General features: G+C 63.1%; 15 protein-coding genes. 9 read left to right on the forward strand and 6 right to left on the reverse strand.

Annotated elements, in window-relative coordinates; genetic code table 11:
- The first annotated feature begins 9 nt into the window (after positions 1-9).
- Positions 10-1,245, forward strand: coding sequence for a sialidase family protein (locus tag ACT7DV_RS06860; RefSeq protein WP_444661488.1), 1,236 nt, complete (start codon positions 10-12; stop codon positions 1,243-1,245).
- Positions 1,238-1,918, forward strand: coding sequence for an SDR family NAD(P)-dependent oxidoreductase (locus ACT7DV_RS06865; RefSeq protein ID WP_444661489.1), 681 nt, complete (start codon positions 1,238-1,240; stop codon positions 1,916-1,918). Before ACT7DV_RS06860 ends, ACT7DV_RS06865 begins: the two co-directional genes overlap by 8 nt.
- Before the next feature lie 65 nt (positions 1,919-1,983).
- Here the strand turns inward: ACT7DV_RS06865 and ACT7DV_RS06870 are convergent, their stop codons facing one another.
- Positions 1,984-3,471, reverse strand: coding sequence for a peptide MFS transporter (locus tag ACT7DV_RS06870; RefSeq protein ID WP_444661490.1), 1,488 nt, complete (start codon positions 3,469-3,471; stop codon positions 1,984-1,986).
- A gap of 165 nt (positions 3,472-3,636) precedes the next feature.
- A complete protein-coding gene (locus ACT7DV_RS06875; protein WP_444661491.1) occupies positions 3,637-4,563 on the reverse strand; it encodes a DMT family transporter in 927 nt (308 codons plus the stop codon).
- Between the two features lie 450 nt (positions 4,564-5,013).
- Here ACT7DV_RS06875 and ACT7DV_RS06880 point away from each other — a divergent pair, with 450 nt between their 5' ends.
- From ACT7DV_RS06880 to ACT7DV_RS06905, 6 genes are all read left to right on the forward strand, one after another.
- Entirely contained in the window at positions 5,014-6,399 is a 1,386-nt protein-coding gene (locus ACT7DV_RS06880) for an LLM class flavin-dependent oxidoreductase (RefSeq protein WP_444661492.1), read from the forward strand.
- Positions 6,400-6,411: 12 nt separating this feature from the next.
- Positions 6,412-6,948 carry a flavin reductase family protein gene (locus tag ACT7DV_RS06885; RefSeq protein WP_444661493.1) on the forward strand — a complete coding sequence of 179 codons (537 nt, stop codon included), beginning with the start codon at positions 6,412-6,414 and terminating at the stop codon, positions 6,946-6,948.
- A 4-nt stretch (positions 6,949-6,952) separates the two neighbouring features.
- Complete coding sequence (locus tag ACT7DV_RS06890) at positions 6,953-7,378, forward strand: ester cyclase (protein WP_444661494.1); 426 nt, start codon at positions 6,953-6,955, stop codon at positions 7,376-7,378.
- Between the two features lie 90 nt (positions 7,379-7,468).
- Positions 7,469-8,257, forward strand: a complete 789-nt coding sequence (locus ACT7DV_RS06895; RefSeq protein ID WP_444661495.1) for a 2-keto-4-pentenoate hydratase — start codon at positions 7,469-7,471, stop codon at positions 8,255-8,257.
- Positions 8,258-8,308: 51 nt separating this feature from the next.
- Entirely contained in the window at positions 8,309-9,784 is a 1,476-nt protein-coding gene (locus tag ACT7DV_RS06900; RefSeq protein WP_444661496.1) for an aldehyde dehydrogenase (NADP(+)), read from the forward strand.
- Between the two features lies 1 nt (position 9,785).
- On the forward strand, positions 9,786-10,163 hold the full coding sequence (locus ACT7DV_RS06905; protein WP_444661497.1) for a cupin domain-containing protein: 378 nt from the start codon (positions 9,786-9,788) through the stop codon (positions 10,161-10,163).
- Between the two features lie 49 nt (positions 10,164-10,212).
- Here ACT7DV_RS06905 and ACT7DV_RS06910 read toward each other — a convergent pair whose 3' ends face one another.
- On the reverse strand, positions 10,213-10,494 hold the full coding sequence (locus ACT7DV_RS06910) for an IclR family transcriptional regulator domain-containing protein (protein ID WP_444664791.1): 282 nt from the start codon (positions 10,492-10,494) through the stop codon (positions 10,213-10,215).
- Positions 10,495-10,717: 223 nt separating this feature from the next.
- Between ACT7DV_RS06910 and ACT7DV_RS06915 the strand changes: the two genes are divergently transcribed.
- A complete protein-coding gene (locus ACT7DV_RS06915) occupies positions 10,718-11,134 on the forward strand; it encodes a riboflavin kinase (protein WP_444661498.1) in 417 nt (138 codons plus the stop codon).
- A gap of 258 nt (positions 11,135-11,392) precedes the next feature.
- On the opposite strand, the gene ACT7DV_RS06920 is transcribed toward ACT7DV_RS06915, so the two are convergent.
- The 3 genes from ACT7DV_RS06920 to ACT7DV_RS06930 all read right to left on the reverse strand — a co-directional run bounded on the left by ACT7DV_RS06920 (position 11,393) and on the right by ACT7DV_RS06930 (position 13,820).
- Positions 11,393-12,517, reverse strand: a complete 1,125-nt coding sequence (locus tag ACT7DV_RS06920; protein WP_444661499.1) for a quinone oxidoreductase family protein — start codon at positions 12,515-12,517, stop codon at positions 11,393-11,395.
- An 86-nt stretch (positions 12,518-12,603) separates the two neighbouring features.
- Positions 12,604-12,852, reverse strand: coding sequence for a hypothetical protein (locus ACT7DV_RS06925; protein ID WP_444661500.1), 249 nt, complete (start codon positions 12,850-12,852; stop codon positions 12,604-12,606).
- Positions 12,852-13,820 carry an MFS transporter gene (locus ACT7DV_RS06930; RefSeq protein ID WP_444664793.1) on the reverse strand — a complete coding sequence of 323 codons (969 nt, stop codon included), beginning with the start codon at positions 13,818-13,820 and terminating at the stop codon, positions 12,852-12,854. The genes ACT7DV_RS06925 and ACT7DV_RS06930 overlap by 1 nt, the downstream gene beginning before the upstream one ends.
- Positions 13,821-13,996: the final 176 nt, after the last annotated feature.

Below are 13,996 nucleotides of genomic sequence, written 5' to 3' on the forward strand. Positions count from 1 at the left end.
AAGCACACGATGTCGTTGACCGAATTTTCCACCATCACCCCCGACGGACAGATCCACGAGGACGGGGCGCTGGCGTACGCCTACCTGCCGGCACCCACCGTGCAGTCCCACGCCGCCAACCTGATGACTCTGGGCAATGGGGATTTGGGCTGCGTTTGGTTCGGCGGGACCCAGGAAGGGGTGGCGGATATCAGCATCTACTTCTCCACCCTGCAGCGCCTGCCCGAGGGGCAGTGGGCCAAGCATTGGTCTGCCGCGCGGCAGCTGTCTTTTGACTCCACCCGCTCCGAGCAGAACCCGATTCTCTACTGCCACGGTGAAGAGCTCTGGCTGCTCTACACCGCCCAGCATGCGGGAAACCAAGACACCTCCGAGGTGCGCCGCCGCATCTCCATCGACCACGGAAGCACCTGGTCAGAACCAGAAACCCTGTTTGCCGCCACCGAGCACGGCGGGGTCTTTGTCCGCCAGCCGCCGGTGCAGGTCGGCGGGCGCCTCTTCGTGCCGGTGTTCCGCTGCGCCACCGTGCCAGGGCAAAAATGGGTGGGGGACTTCGATGATTCGGCGTTGATGGTCTCCGCCGACGGCGGGGCCACGTGGACTGAGCAGATCATCGAGGGTTCCACCGGCTGTGTGCACATGAACGTTGCGGCGCTCGCCGACGGAACTTTGCTGGCGTTGTACCGCAGCCGCTGGGCCGATTGGATCTATGCGTCGCGTTCGGCAGATGGGGGAGTTACGTGGAGCGTTCCTGAGGCTACTGAATTGCCGAATAACAATTCCTCGATCCAGTTCGTTTCCATGGATGACGGGCGCCTTGCCCTGATCTACAACCACTCCCAGGCTACTGAGCAGACTGAACGGCGCCTCTCGCTCTACGACGAGATCGATGATGAGGGATTGGATTCCAGCGTAGATGGCCCGGTCGTTTTTGAACCGGTTCCTGCCGAAGACAGCGGCGTGCGCAAGGCCTTCTGGGGCACACCGCGGGCACCACTGACAGTGGCGATCTCTTCGGATCACGGGCACAGCTGGCCAGCACGGCGGAACCTCGAAGTGGGCGACGGCTACTGCCTGTCCAATAATTCCCGCGAGGGACTGAACCGGGAATTCTCCTACCCTTCCATCCATGAAGGACAGGACGGGGCCTTGCATCTGGCCTATACCTACTTCCGCCAGGCCATCAAGTATGTGCGCATAGATCCGTCATGGGTCAGCGCGCCGGAGACAAGCGATCATGCCTAGCGCACTGGTGACCGGAGCCAGCTCGGGCATTGGCGAAGCGATTGCCACCGCCTTGCTGGATGCCGGATATGAAGTCACCGGACTCAGCCGCCGGGCCCCGTCGATCAGCAATGACCGGTTCAGCTGGCGAAGCACCGATTTGGGGGACTTGGCCCAAGTCCAAGAAGCCGCCGGGGAGCTGGCGGCTCCCGACCTTTTTATCCATGCCGCAGGCTATATGGCGACCGGGGTATTGGGCCAGCTCAAAGCAGAGGACCTGGCAGGGATGCACGCAGTCCATGTGCAGGCGCCGATGGTGCTGCTCAATTCCCTGGCACCGAAGATGGACGATGGTTCCCGCATCATCCTGGTCGGCAGCCGGACCATGAGCGGTGTCGCCGGAAAGAGCCAATATGCGGCCACCAAGTCGGCGCTCGCCGGGCTGTCGCGCAGCTGGGCCATGGAGCTGGCGCCGCGGGGCATCACCTGCAATGTCGTGGCGCCGGGCCCGACCGACACCCCGATGATGGTTGATCCGCGACGTGCAGGCGTGCCCCCGATGACCCCGCCGTTGGGCGCCCTGGTGGATCCGGCCGATGTTGCCGCGCTGGTGCTGTTCCTGGGCGGCGAGCACGGCAAGTCCATTACCGGCCAGGTGCTGACCATCTGCGGTGGCGCGTCTCTGAAGGGCTAAGCCGATATGCATGGCTGGCGCAAACCGTCAGGGCGATGCCTGCGGTTTGCGCCAGCGCAGTGCCGCTAGAGGCCTTGCAGCAGCATGCCGCTGATTTTGCGTCGTCCGGAGAACAGCAGTCCCGCCGCGATGAGGCCTGCCAGGGCGTTGATCGAAAAGAACCCCGTGGGTGTGGTCAGCGAGTAGATCTGGGCGAGGGCTCCAGCGAGGGTGCTTCCAATGGCGAGGTTCAGGAAGCTGAGCCCGACAAGCTGGGATGAGAAGGCCGCCGGGCCAATCGCGGTCGCCAGCGAAAGCCCTGTCGGGCCCACAAGCATTTCAGAGGCTCCATGCACCATCATGCATCCCAGCGCAATGAATAGCGGTATGGGAACTGCGCCGTAGACTTGCGATGCGAAGGCCAGCGCGACGTATCCCAGGCCGACGCAGAAAATTCCCATGGATACCTTTGCCGGGGCAGAGGGCTGCCTATCGCCCAGCCTTTTCCACAGGGCCGCCAAAAAGGGTGCCGACGCGGCGCTGGCAACGGTGCCGGCCATGATGATCCAGGCAGCCGGGACCTTCCAGCCCGCGAACGATGCATCGACGAATTCGTCGATGAACATCGGAGCCGTGGTGTACATCTGCATGAGCAGGCTGAAAAAGATCGTGATTCCCGCGAAGACGAAGATGTATCCCTTGACTCGCTGGTGTTCAGCAGCGGTGACCTTGGCCGAGCGCAGCATGAGCGCGAAGTACACCACGGCAGCGCCGACGGTCAGGACAGACGCATAGATGGTGAGGCTGGCCAGTGCCAGGACGCCCGTGGACAGCGCTGCCGATACGGCTCCGATGGTCATCAGCAGGGAGGTGACGGCGGCGGCCTTTCCGGCTCTGCCCAGCGGACGGGCTACCACTGCGCTTTGGGCGGGCAGATGCTTCATCAGCACTGCGTACTGGATCAAGCTCAGGCCGATCACCACTGCGGCCACGGCGAAACCTGCATGGAAGCCATGCTGGGTTTGGGCGAACCCGGTGCTCAGGGGGCCGAGAATCGAACCGACGCTGATGCCCATGAAGAAATAGGAGAATCCCGCGTCGCGCTCGCTGCGCGGACGTTGCGCATACAGCATCCCGACGATCGCGGTGATGTTGGTCTTCAGGGCGCCGGTGCCCAGGATGATCAGGCCCAGGGCGATTCCCAGCCCATTGAGCCCAGGGATGGCTGCCAGGCAAATGTGCCCCGCCGTGATTGCCGCGGCACCGTAGAGGACCAGGAGCTTGGGCGGCATGACACGTTCGCTGAACCAGGCTCCAACGAGCTGCGACAGGTAGACGGCTCCGCCGTAGGCCCCCGCTACGCCACCAGCCTCCAGCGCATTCAGGCCCAGCCCTCCCCGGTTGAGCTCGTAGATCAAATAGAGGGTCAGGATGCCCTGCAGGCCGTAGAAGGAATAGCGTTCCCACATTTCAACGAACGACAGCGCCAAGACGCCTCGGGGCATCTTTCCGGCCTCGGAGGGCGGCGGAATCGTCGCAGTGCCGACATCGGCGGATGGCCCAGTTTCTTTCATGATGCATGACTCCCAGTGAAGTAGTGCGAGCTTGGTGATGGACTGGGATCAGCGTAGGTCAGCAGTGGCGCGCGCCACATTGTCTCTGATGCTAATTTTCTGGGCTGCCTTTGTCAGGGGTGACAAGTTCATTGTGGCGCGCCATGGGAATTGCTGCCGATGGGTTCAGGCGACCCGTTCGAGTTGCCGCAGCGATTTCGATTCGCCCCATTTGACGCAAAATATGCCGGCGAGGAGCACTATTCCGCCGACGATTTGGCTTACGGTGGGAAACTCGGAGAGCAGTAGCCAAGCGAGCAGGACTGAGAACGGCAGCTCCATGTAGCTCGCAAATGAGCCGACGGTGGCACCCAGGAATCGCAAGCCCAGGATCCCGAATGTGTACGCTGCGACGGTGCCGATCACCAGAAGCGCGGCGACCAGGTACCAGGGTGCGGACATGCCGCCGACGGCAACGTCTTGTGAAGAGATCTTGAACGGCAGCACCCCGAGAAGCACGCACGCCCCCGACGTGGCGGCGCCGATCATCATTCCCAAGCCGGTGAAGGGGATGGAAGGAACGCTGATCCGTTGACTCGCTGAAACCAGGTAGTAGACCGCCAGGCACAGAGCGGCGGCCAACGCCAAGAAGATGCCGATACCGCTGAACGAGGCACCGCCTGGATCGAGGATTCCGAGCATTCCGGCACAGGAGACGGCCAAGCCGATGGATGTGGCCAAGGCCGGGGGACGTTGCGAGCGCAGGCAGGTCCAGGCAACGACCAGCAGCGGCGCCGTCATCTCCAAAAGCAGGGCCAGCGCCACTGGCAAATACTGAATCGAAGCAAAGTAGAAGCCCTGCATGCCGGCGAATGAGGCGATTCCATACAGCGAGATCGCCAACCAGTTGGACCGCGCGTTGGACCAGTGCCCGCGCATGAGCCATAGCGTAGGCGCCAGGAGCAGCAATGAACTGCCAAGTAGGCGCAGCAGCAGCACCGCTCCCGGCGTCCACTGCGTTGTATAGAGCGCCTTGGCCCATGGCCCTGAGGCGGCGAAAAAGAGCGCCGATACGAGGGTGAAGGTGAATCCTAGGATGAAATTTCTGGTCAACGCTCTGTACCTGCTAGCTGACGGGCGGGGTTGTCCTCGTGCCGGGTGGACTGCAGCTGGCCGGCACGATGATCGGATCTGGTCCCATCCTAGATTTCTTGCCTTGGGTGGGCTCTTGTGAGCTTGCACGATTATCCGAATTTCTTTATCAGATGTGCTAAGTCATTGGGCCTGTTGTGCGTGGCGCGACCAGCGCCCTGCTTGCTGTCCAAGCGTCGCGTTCGGAGCCGTGAAGCGTGGGCCGCGGTCTCTTTCGATGGCGCTGCAGTCCCTTGCTTGTCCCTGAATTGCGGTCGGCGCCTGAGGTTTTTCGGGCGCAAGAATTGCGGTTGAAAAAAATGTGGCCTGGGACGCATTTTCGTATTGACGGAGCAACCGGAGAGACTCTAAGCTGTGATCATTAGATAAACATATAGTTCACCTGATGAACATTAAACGAAGGGGTTTGGGATGACTAAGGAGATGCGCGTCTTCGCGTTCGACTTCAATGGCCCGGCGCATCTTTCCGCTGGAACGTGGCGCCATGCAACCGACCGGGGCAACGAATACAAAAAGCTCAGCTACTGGATCGAATACGCGAAGCTTCTGGAAGAGGCATGCTTTGATGGCATCTTCTTCGCCGACAACGACGGCTACCACGAGATGTACAAGAACTCGGTGGACGACTCCTTGAAGGACGCGGCGCAGATTCCCACCAATGACCCCTCGTACTTGATTCCGGCAATGGCCGCGGTGACCAAGCACTTGAGCTTCGGCGTCACTTCTTCCACTGCCTATGACGTGCCCTACAAGCTGGCTCGGAAGTTCTCGACCCTCGACCACCTGACCGACGGTCGGATCGGCTGGAACGTCGTCACCTCGTACACCAACAGCGCTGCCCGCAACATTGCAGGCCTGGAAAAGGCCCAGGCGCATGATGACCGCTACGCACGCGCCGAAGAGTTCATCGACGTTGCCATGAAGCTGTGGGAATCTTCATGGGAAGATGACGCGGTCGTCCGCGATGTCGAGTCGTCGACCTACGTGGAACCGAGCCGGGTTCACAATATCGAGCACCAGGGCGAGCACTTCAGTGTTCCCGGAATCCATCTGTGCGAGCCATCGCCGCAGCGCACCCCGGTGATTTTCCAGGCTGGCGGATCGCCACGCGGAGTGGCACTGGCCGCGCAAACGGCCGAAGCGGTATTCCTGAACGCCATGAACAAGGAAGCGCTGAAAAAGCAGGTCGACAATCTGCGTGCCAAGGCCGAAGAATTCGGCCGCAACCCGGATCACATCGCAACCCTGCAGATGATCACCGTGATCAGCGCCGCCACCGACGAGGAAGCCCAGGCCAAGTACGAAGAGTACCTGGAACTCGTGTCCTATGAAGGGGCGATGGCCCGCTACAGCAGCTGGTCGGGAATCGACATGTCCCAGTTCGGTCCGGATGTGCCGTTTAAGAACGTTGAAACGAATGCCGGCCAGACCATGCTGAACTTCTTCTTGAAGATGGATCCAAGCAAGGACTGGACCCCACGCGACATTGCCGAATACAGCGGCATTGGCGGAACCTCCCCGGTGATCGTGGGAGGACCGCAGAAGGTGGCTGACGAACTGATTTCGTGGATCGAGGAAACCGGTGCTTCCGGATTCAACCTCGCCAATGCCGTGAAGTTCCAGGACATCAAGGATTTCACCGAGTTCGTCGTCCCCGAACTCCAGAAGCGCGGTGCCATGCGCACCAGCTTCACCGGCAGCACCTTGCGTGAAAGCCTCTTCGGCGAAGGCGTCGCCCGCCTGCCAGAGGACCACCCGGGTGCCGCGTACCGCAAGCAGCTGGCAGCCAAGGCCTAAAGGAGAAAAGCCATGTCGATTATCGTCACCCAAGAATCCCCGGATATCGATCCGGCCGAGTACCGGAAGGTCTTCGGCGCGCTCCCCACGGGCGTCACCGCGATCACCGGCCTGACCGCCGAAGGCAAGCCCATGGGGTTCGTCGTTGGCACGTTCATGTCGTTGTCGCTGGAACCGCCATTGGTCACTTTCTGCGTGGACAAGGGATCGAGCACCTGGCCGACCCTGCGTTCGCTGGGCCGCTTCACCGCGAATATCCTGTCCACCGAGCAGCTGCCAGTCTGCCGCGCACTGTCCCGCAAAGGCGAGGACAAGTTCCAGGGCCTGGACTTCGAAATCGGTGAAAACGGCACTCCGCGCATCGCCGGTGCCACCGCCTGGATCGACTGCGAAGTGCTCTCCGAGGTCGTTGCAGGAGACCACTACATGATCGTGGGCGGCGTGGACGCCATGGAAGCCAGCGAGCGCGAAGCCCTGCTGTTCCGCGGTGGAAAATTTGGAGAATTCGAGCTGTGGCCAGCCCCGGCTCCTGAGGCAAAGAAAGCATAGCGCCATGTCAGAAATGCTAGATAAGATCACCAGCGCCTGGACCCGTGCATGGAGCCAGGGAGAAACCAAGGCCTTCGAGGAATTGGTCAGTGCAGACTACGTCCGCCACTCCAAGTCCGGAGCGGAGGCGCTGGAACAGGTAGTCGCGCAGATCGAGGAATCCCACCGTGCGTTCAGCAACTTCACGATGGAAATCCTGCGCGCCATCGAAGGCGAGAATGAAGTCGCGATCCACTGGCGCAGCGTAGGCCGCCACACTGGCGAGTTCATGGACGTGCCGCCAACCGGACGCGAAGTGATTGTCTCCGGAGCATCCTTCATCCGCTTTGACCAGGGCAAGATCACCGAAGAAGACGTCATCTGGGATCCGCGCGAAATGCTCTCCGCGATGAGCATCTGGCACCTGGGCGACACCCGCCGCAAAAAATAAACCGCGAGCTGGCGGGCCGGGCCATCTGGCCTGGCCCGCCACTGCCGCAGCATTCACACGTCGTATCCGCGAAGGTAAGAGATCCCTATTATGTCAATCAACATCGAACAGACCGCCCAGCGTCTCATTGACGCCCGTGCCACCCGTACCCCGGTCGAGAAGCTCATCGACGAGTCGCTGAACCCGACCACGGCCCAAGCCTTCGCAGTCCAGCAAGAACTGGTGCGGCGCAATGTGGAAGCCGGGGATGCGATCGCCGGCTTCAAGCTGGGAAACATCGCCAAGGCCATGCAGGACAAATTCGGTGTTGACGAGCCGGACTACGGCTACATCCTGGCCAGCCAGTTCTACCCGGAAAACCTGCGCATCGCCGAAACCGAATTCATCGAGCCGTTCATCGAGCTGGAGCCCGGCTTCGTGCTGAAGAAGGACCTGGGAGGACCACATGTCACCGCGGCCGACGTCATGGCCGCCACCGACTTCGTCGTTCCCGCCCTGGAAATCATCGATTCGCGGATCCGCGATTGGAAGATCGGCTTGTTCGATACCCTGGCCGACAACGGATCCATTGGCGGGATCCTCATCGGCGGCCAACCGCGCAAGCTCTCGGAGGTGAACCTGGCCAACCAGCCCGGCGTCATCGAATTCGATGGACAGCAGGTAGCCAGCGGAAACACCAATGAGGTCTATGGAAACCCGATTTCCGCCATCGCCTGGCTGTGCCGGCGCATCGCGGAATACGACGTGACCCTCAAGGCGGGGCAATTCATCCTGCCAGGCAGCTGCCTGGCCGCGGAAAAGATGATCCCGGGCACCCGCATCACCGGCCGTTTTGAAGGCTGGGGAGAAATCTCCTTCGATTACACGGCAGCGAACTAGCCTCGCTGGGTGCTGCGACCCGTCGACCGACCTACAGAAAAGAGAGACACCATGGCACTGGACATCGCCCAGAGCACCGAAAACACCACCAGCGAACAGCTGGAATCCTATCTGTCGGCAGCCCACAGCGCTTTCGGAGCCTGGGCAGAGAAAACCCCGGCGCAACGTGCAGATGTGCTCGACGCCGTCGGCGACGCACTGGATGCGGCCGCCGATCAGCTCATCCCCGTCGCCATCTCGGAGACCAACCTTCCGGAACCTCGGCTGCGCGGCGAGCTGAAGCGCACCACCTTCCAGCTGCGAATTTTTGGCGAATTGCTGCGTGCCGGTGGCTATCTAGATGCCCGCATCGACCACGCCGATCCGCAATGGCCGATGGGCGCGCCGCGTCCGGACCTGCGCCGAACCCGGATTCCGCTGGGACCGGTGGTCGTCTTCTCCGCCAGCAACTTCCCGTTCGCCTTCTCCACCGCAGGCGGGGATACCGCCAGCGCCCTGGCGGCAGGCAACCCGGTAATCGTCAAGGCCCACTCAGGCCACCTTGAACTGACCCGCGCCACCGGCGAGGTCGTAGCCAAGGCCCTGGACGAGGCCGGCGCTCCGGCGGGCCTGTTCCATGTTGTCTTCGGGACCGAAGCCGGGCGCACCGTGCTGCTCGATTCCCGCATCAAGGCAGCGGGATTCACCGGTTCGATTCCTGGCGGCCGTGCCCTGATGGACCTGGCGGTCTCGCGCGATGAGCCGATTCCGTTCTACGGGGAGCTGGGCAGCAACAACCCGGTCTTCGTGACCCACGCCGCCGCCGACTCCCGCGGCGAGCAGATTGCGGCGGACTTCGTGGGCTCCTTCACCATGGGCTCGGGCCAGTTCTGCACCAAGCCGGGCACGCTGTTCATCCCGCGCAACTCGAACCTGCGCGCAGCGCTGCAGGCCCAGGCGATTCCCGCCGGAGCCCCGATGCTCAATGAACGCATTCGCGAGGGATTCACCCAGGTGCTCCAGCAGCTCGCTGGCCACGACAGCGTATCCGTGCTGGCCCAGGGCCAGGAGCCGTTTGGCGCCGCCCCTTCGCCGACCTTGCTGGTCACCGGGATCGAGGATCTGCTGGCCGACCCGCATATGCTGCAGACCGAATGCTTCGGACCCAGCGCGCTGGTGGTCGAATACGATACTGAAGACCAGCTGCTGCAGGCAGCGCGGACCTTCGAAGGGCAGCTGACCGCCACGCTGCAGGCTGAAGACGATGACCATGTAGCCGAGCTTGTCTCGGTGCTGGCCAACAAGGCCGGGCGCGTATTGTGGAACCAGTGGCCCACCGGGGTTTCGGTGACGTATGCGCAGCAGCATGGCGGACCCTACCCGGCGACCACTGCGGCCGGTTCGACCTCGGTGGGCACCGCTGCCATCGAGCGCTTCCTGCGTCCAGTGGCTTTCCAGAACTTCCCGCAGCACCTGCTTCCAGCACAGCTGCAAGATGCCAATCCTGCCGCGGTGCCGCAGCTGGTCAACGGAAAGCCGGTGAACTAGCGTGGCTGCTACCTCCGCGCCGCGGCCGCAGGCACAGGTCCTGCACAATGCGAAGAACGCCTCGCTGGCCGATCTGGTGCCCAAGCCGACCGCGGTGAACGGGACCACGCCAGCCGATGCGACGGACCAGTTGGCCAGCTTGCAGGCCAGCGCGGTGGATATCGGCTTTTGGACGTGTTCCGCCGGAGAATTCGCGACCGCCCGCCACGGCGTGAACGAACTCATCCTCGTGCTGGAAGGTTCCGGAACGCTGATTTCGGAAGCTGGCGAGCGCACGGATCATGTGGCCGGCGACGTGGTGCTGATCCCTGATGGCTGGTCCGGGACATGGCAGATCCATGAGCAGTTCACCAAGCAGTACATCACCGTGGCGATCTAGCCGCGGACGCTGCCGATTGCGGCCCGCCGGGCATTGTCCTGGTGGGCCGCTACCCGGTTAATGACCCGGTGGCCGGCGGCGACATGGCGGAAAGGGCCTGCTGGACTTCTGCGCTGGCGCGCTGCAATTCATCGGCGATCCGCCGGGCGCCGAGAAGTTTCATGCGCTCGGTGGGGCCGTAGGCCGCCATGGCGCCCAGCAATGCCCCGGATCTGTGGCGCACCGGGACGCTGAGCGAGAAAAGGCCAGTTTCCAGCTCGCCATCCAGGACCGCAAATCCGTCCTCGCGCACCCTGACCAGCTCTGAGAGCAGGTCCTGCCGGGAGGTAATGGTCTGTTCGGTGGACTACTGGTAGCGGTGCCTTGGGGGCGCTTGTCGATCCAGCTATGTTGGCCCCGGGTCCCAAGCGAGTATGCGCTCGTGAGGCTCCGGTTGACGATGTGGCGCGGGACACTATAAAATAATGATCATTAGATAAACATTACGTTCATCTAATGATCACTATTTTGACTTTGGCCTTGGTCTTCCGGGGAAGATCCAAGGCTGGCGCATCATGAACATTTCAGGAGAGGAGTACGCCATGCAGGTAGTCAGTGGAGTCGTTGAGCACGGAGATGCACGCGGCCGTGAATTGGGATTTCGGACCGCCAACATTTCCATGCCCCAGCGCGATGAGCTCAATGGCGTGTGGGGTGCCCAGGTGCGGCTGCCGGACGGTCGCTGCGTGATGGCCACGGTTTCCATTGGCCGGCGCACTACCTTCTACCGCGTCGGCGGCCAGGTGCTGCTCGAAGCGCATCTCCTGGATTTCGACGAGGATCTCTACGGCCAGTACCTCGAAGTAGTGCTGCTGGACTTCCAGCGCCCGCAGTATGCCTATGCGGACGTCTCGGCGCTGGTGCACCAGCTTCATGAAGATGTGGCTGTGACCAGGGAGCGCCACGCAGTGCTTGAGCAGGTCCCCGCATGAGCGTCGAGGCTGTGCCGCGGACTCTGGCTCCGCCGGCCTGGGCGGTGCAGCGCGTGGCGACTGCTATCGAGCGAGGGGTGGAGGGGCAAAGGCGCCCCGATCCCAAGCGTGTTGCCCAAAAGACTGGCATGAGCAAAAGCCTGGCTCGCCACTGCCTCGCCTATCTCAGCGACCGCAGCTAGCGCCGGAAACAGCCCGGCCCCCATGGAGACGAGCTACTCCATGGAGGCCGGGCTGTTGGCTATGCAGGGGAGTTGTTCAAGGAATCAGCACCAGTGCTCCGGTGGTCGAACGGGACTGCAAATCGGCATGTGCCTGGCGCGCTTCGCTCAGTTCGTACGCTCCGCCAATGGCCACATCGAGCGATCCGTTGTACACGCCCTGGAGCACGTCGTTGGCGCGCCACAGTAGTTCTTTCCGGTCGCGGACATAGTCGCCGATAGTTGGGCGGGTCAGGTACAGTGATCCGGCGGCGTTCAGGTCCTGGGGATCGAAGGGTGGCACCGGGCCACTGGCTGCGCCAAACAGGGCTACCGTTCCGCGTATCGCGGTAGCCGCCAGCGATGCCCGAAAGGTGCTCGCGCCCACTCCGTCGTATGTGGCGGCCACACCGCGGCCGTTGGTCAGCTCCCTGACCTGTTCAGCGACCTCGGGCCCGTAGCGCACAACGTGGGCCGCCCCCGCCTTCAGCGAGGCCGCGGCCTTGACGTCGCGGGAGACCGTCGTGATGACCCTGGCGCCGCGTGCGACGGCCATCTGGGTCAGCAGCAGCCCCACGCCCCCGGCTCCGGCGTGGATCAGAACGGTGTCCTCAGGCTGGATCGCATAGGTCGAATGTGACAGGTAGTGGGCGGTCATCCCCTGGGCGAGGCACGAGGCCGCCTTGGCGGCATCGAGCTCGCGTGGCACAGGTACTGCGGCTTCGGCAGGGACAGCGACGAGCTGCGCATATGAGCCGTGCGGGGATGTCCATGCCACGCGGTCCCCGGCTGCGAAGCCGGAGACCTCGGAGCCCACGGCTTCGATGACCCCGCAGGCCTCGTCACCGGGGATGAATGGCAAGGGCGCCTTGTAGATGCCTTCGCGGTAATAGATGTCGATGTAGTTCACGCCGATGGCTTCGGTGCGCACCAGCAGTTCGCTGGCGCCAACGGCCGGTTCCGGAGCCGAAACGTATTCGAGGACTTCGGGGCCGCCGAAACGGCTGAGTTGGATGGCTTTCATGGTGCTCCTTGCTGGATGCCGGGCGCCGAGCGCGTCGTCCGGATCAATCGCTGCGCCGTTCGGACAGCGGCGCAGCCGGCATCCGGAAGCGACAGGTCGATGTGCTGCTCTGCGCAGCGTCGCATGGATCCGGATGCCGGCCACCGGCAGTGCAGTCATGACCACCAGTCAAGCTGTCCCCGTGAGCAGGACTTGCCGTGGCACCACCCTATATCTTAATGACCATTCTGTGAATAGTATGGTCATTAAATGAACTCTTGTTGCGTGCGCCGCTTCTTGCCGCTGGTGGCATCGGCGGCTGCGCCGCGCGGCCGAAGAGCGACTGCTCCCGCACCGATGGCCAGAGCTGCGGCAAAAGGCGCGGCCTCGCCGAACGCGCCGGCGATCAGCCCGAGTAAGGGGCTGGCCAGGGCTTGCCCGAAGGCAATCACCAGGAATGCCGTGCCCACTCCGACGGCAGGTGTCTGCGGATAGACCGTGGTGCTCCAGATCATCAATATTCCAGAGGCCCCGATGTAGCATGCGCCGAAGACGGCCATGGCGGCCCATCCAATAACTGCGGAGCCGGGGTAGAGCAGCAACAGTGTTGTGCCGGCCAGGGTACCCAGGCCTGCTCCGGTCCAGCAGGCGCGCAGCCCGAACCGCGGTGCCAGGGAGCCGGCGAATCCTCCCACCAGTCCGCTGGCCCCCCCAGCGGCACCCAGGCCACGGTGGTGGCAGAACTGCTTTGGCCACCGGCCTGCACCTTGAAATCGATGCCGAAGTTCAGCACCGCAGTGCTCATGGCGCCCAGCCCGGCCGCTGCCAGCAGCAGCCGCGGGGTGCCCGAGGGGAGCAGCGGGGACAGCGAGAAGCGCTCCAGGGCGCTCGCTTGCCCGCCGGGCGGGCCTGGGTTCCGGCGGGCTGGGGGCTTGGGGGTGGCCTTGGCAATCCACAGCGTGCTCAATATTGCCAAGGCGGCAAAGAGCAGCCAGGCGGTGCGCCATTGCGTGGATGCGGCGAGGGCGAGCGGGACGCTGATGATGATCCCTATCCCCGCGCCTGAATTCACCATGGTCTGCACGCGATGCTGGTAGGTGACGGCAACGTTCTCGGCTATCACCGTTGTCAGCGGTGGGGAGACCAGGCCTGTGCAAAGCCCGGTGGCGGCCACGCCGAGGCCGAGGGCCGTGGTTTTGGGCGCGATGGCAATGAGGGCCATCGCCGCCGCCGCGATCATTCCGGAGCAGATCACTAGCTTGCGGGCTCCGAACCTGCTGGTCAGTGTCGTCCCGGCGAAGATCGTCAGGCAATACGCGAAGTAGGAGGCCGGGGCGAAGAATCCGATGCTTGCTGGCGACAGATTGAATTCCGCCCGGAAGATCGGGGTGAAGAAGCCGTAGCCGAAACGAGCGAGCCCGTAGCACACGGCGACCAGGGCAATGCCGGCGCTGGCCAGATTCAGGGTGGGGGAGGCGCGCAGGGGCCTCCGCCTGGGGGGAGGGTCGTTTCCACTTCACCTTCTTGGGATTGTGCACGGCAAGGCCAGATGCCTAGCAGGCTGCGCTGGCTAGCGAAAGCGCGCAGGGGCGCAGCCAGGCCTTGCGATGCGGGGGAAAGATGGCAGGTACCAATGGGCGATGAGCCGGATCATGGGAC

The organism is Glutamicibacter sp. TV12E (assembly GCF_052441935.1).
Lineage (GTDB): Bacteria > Actinomycetota > Actinomycetes > Actinomycetales > Micrococcaceae > Glutamicibacter.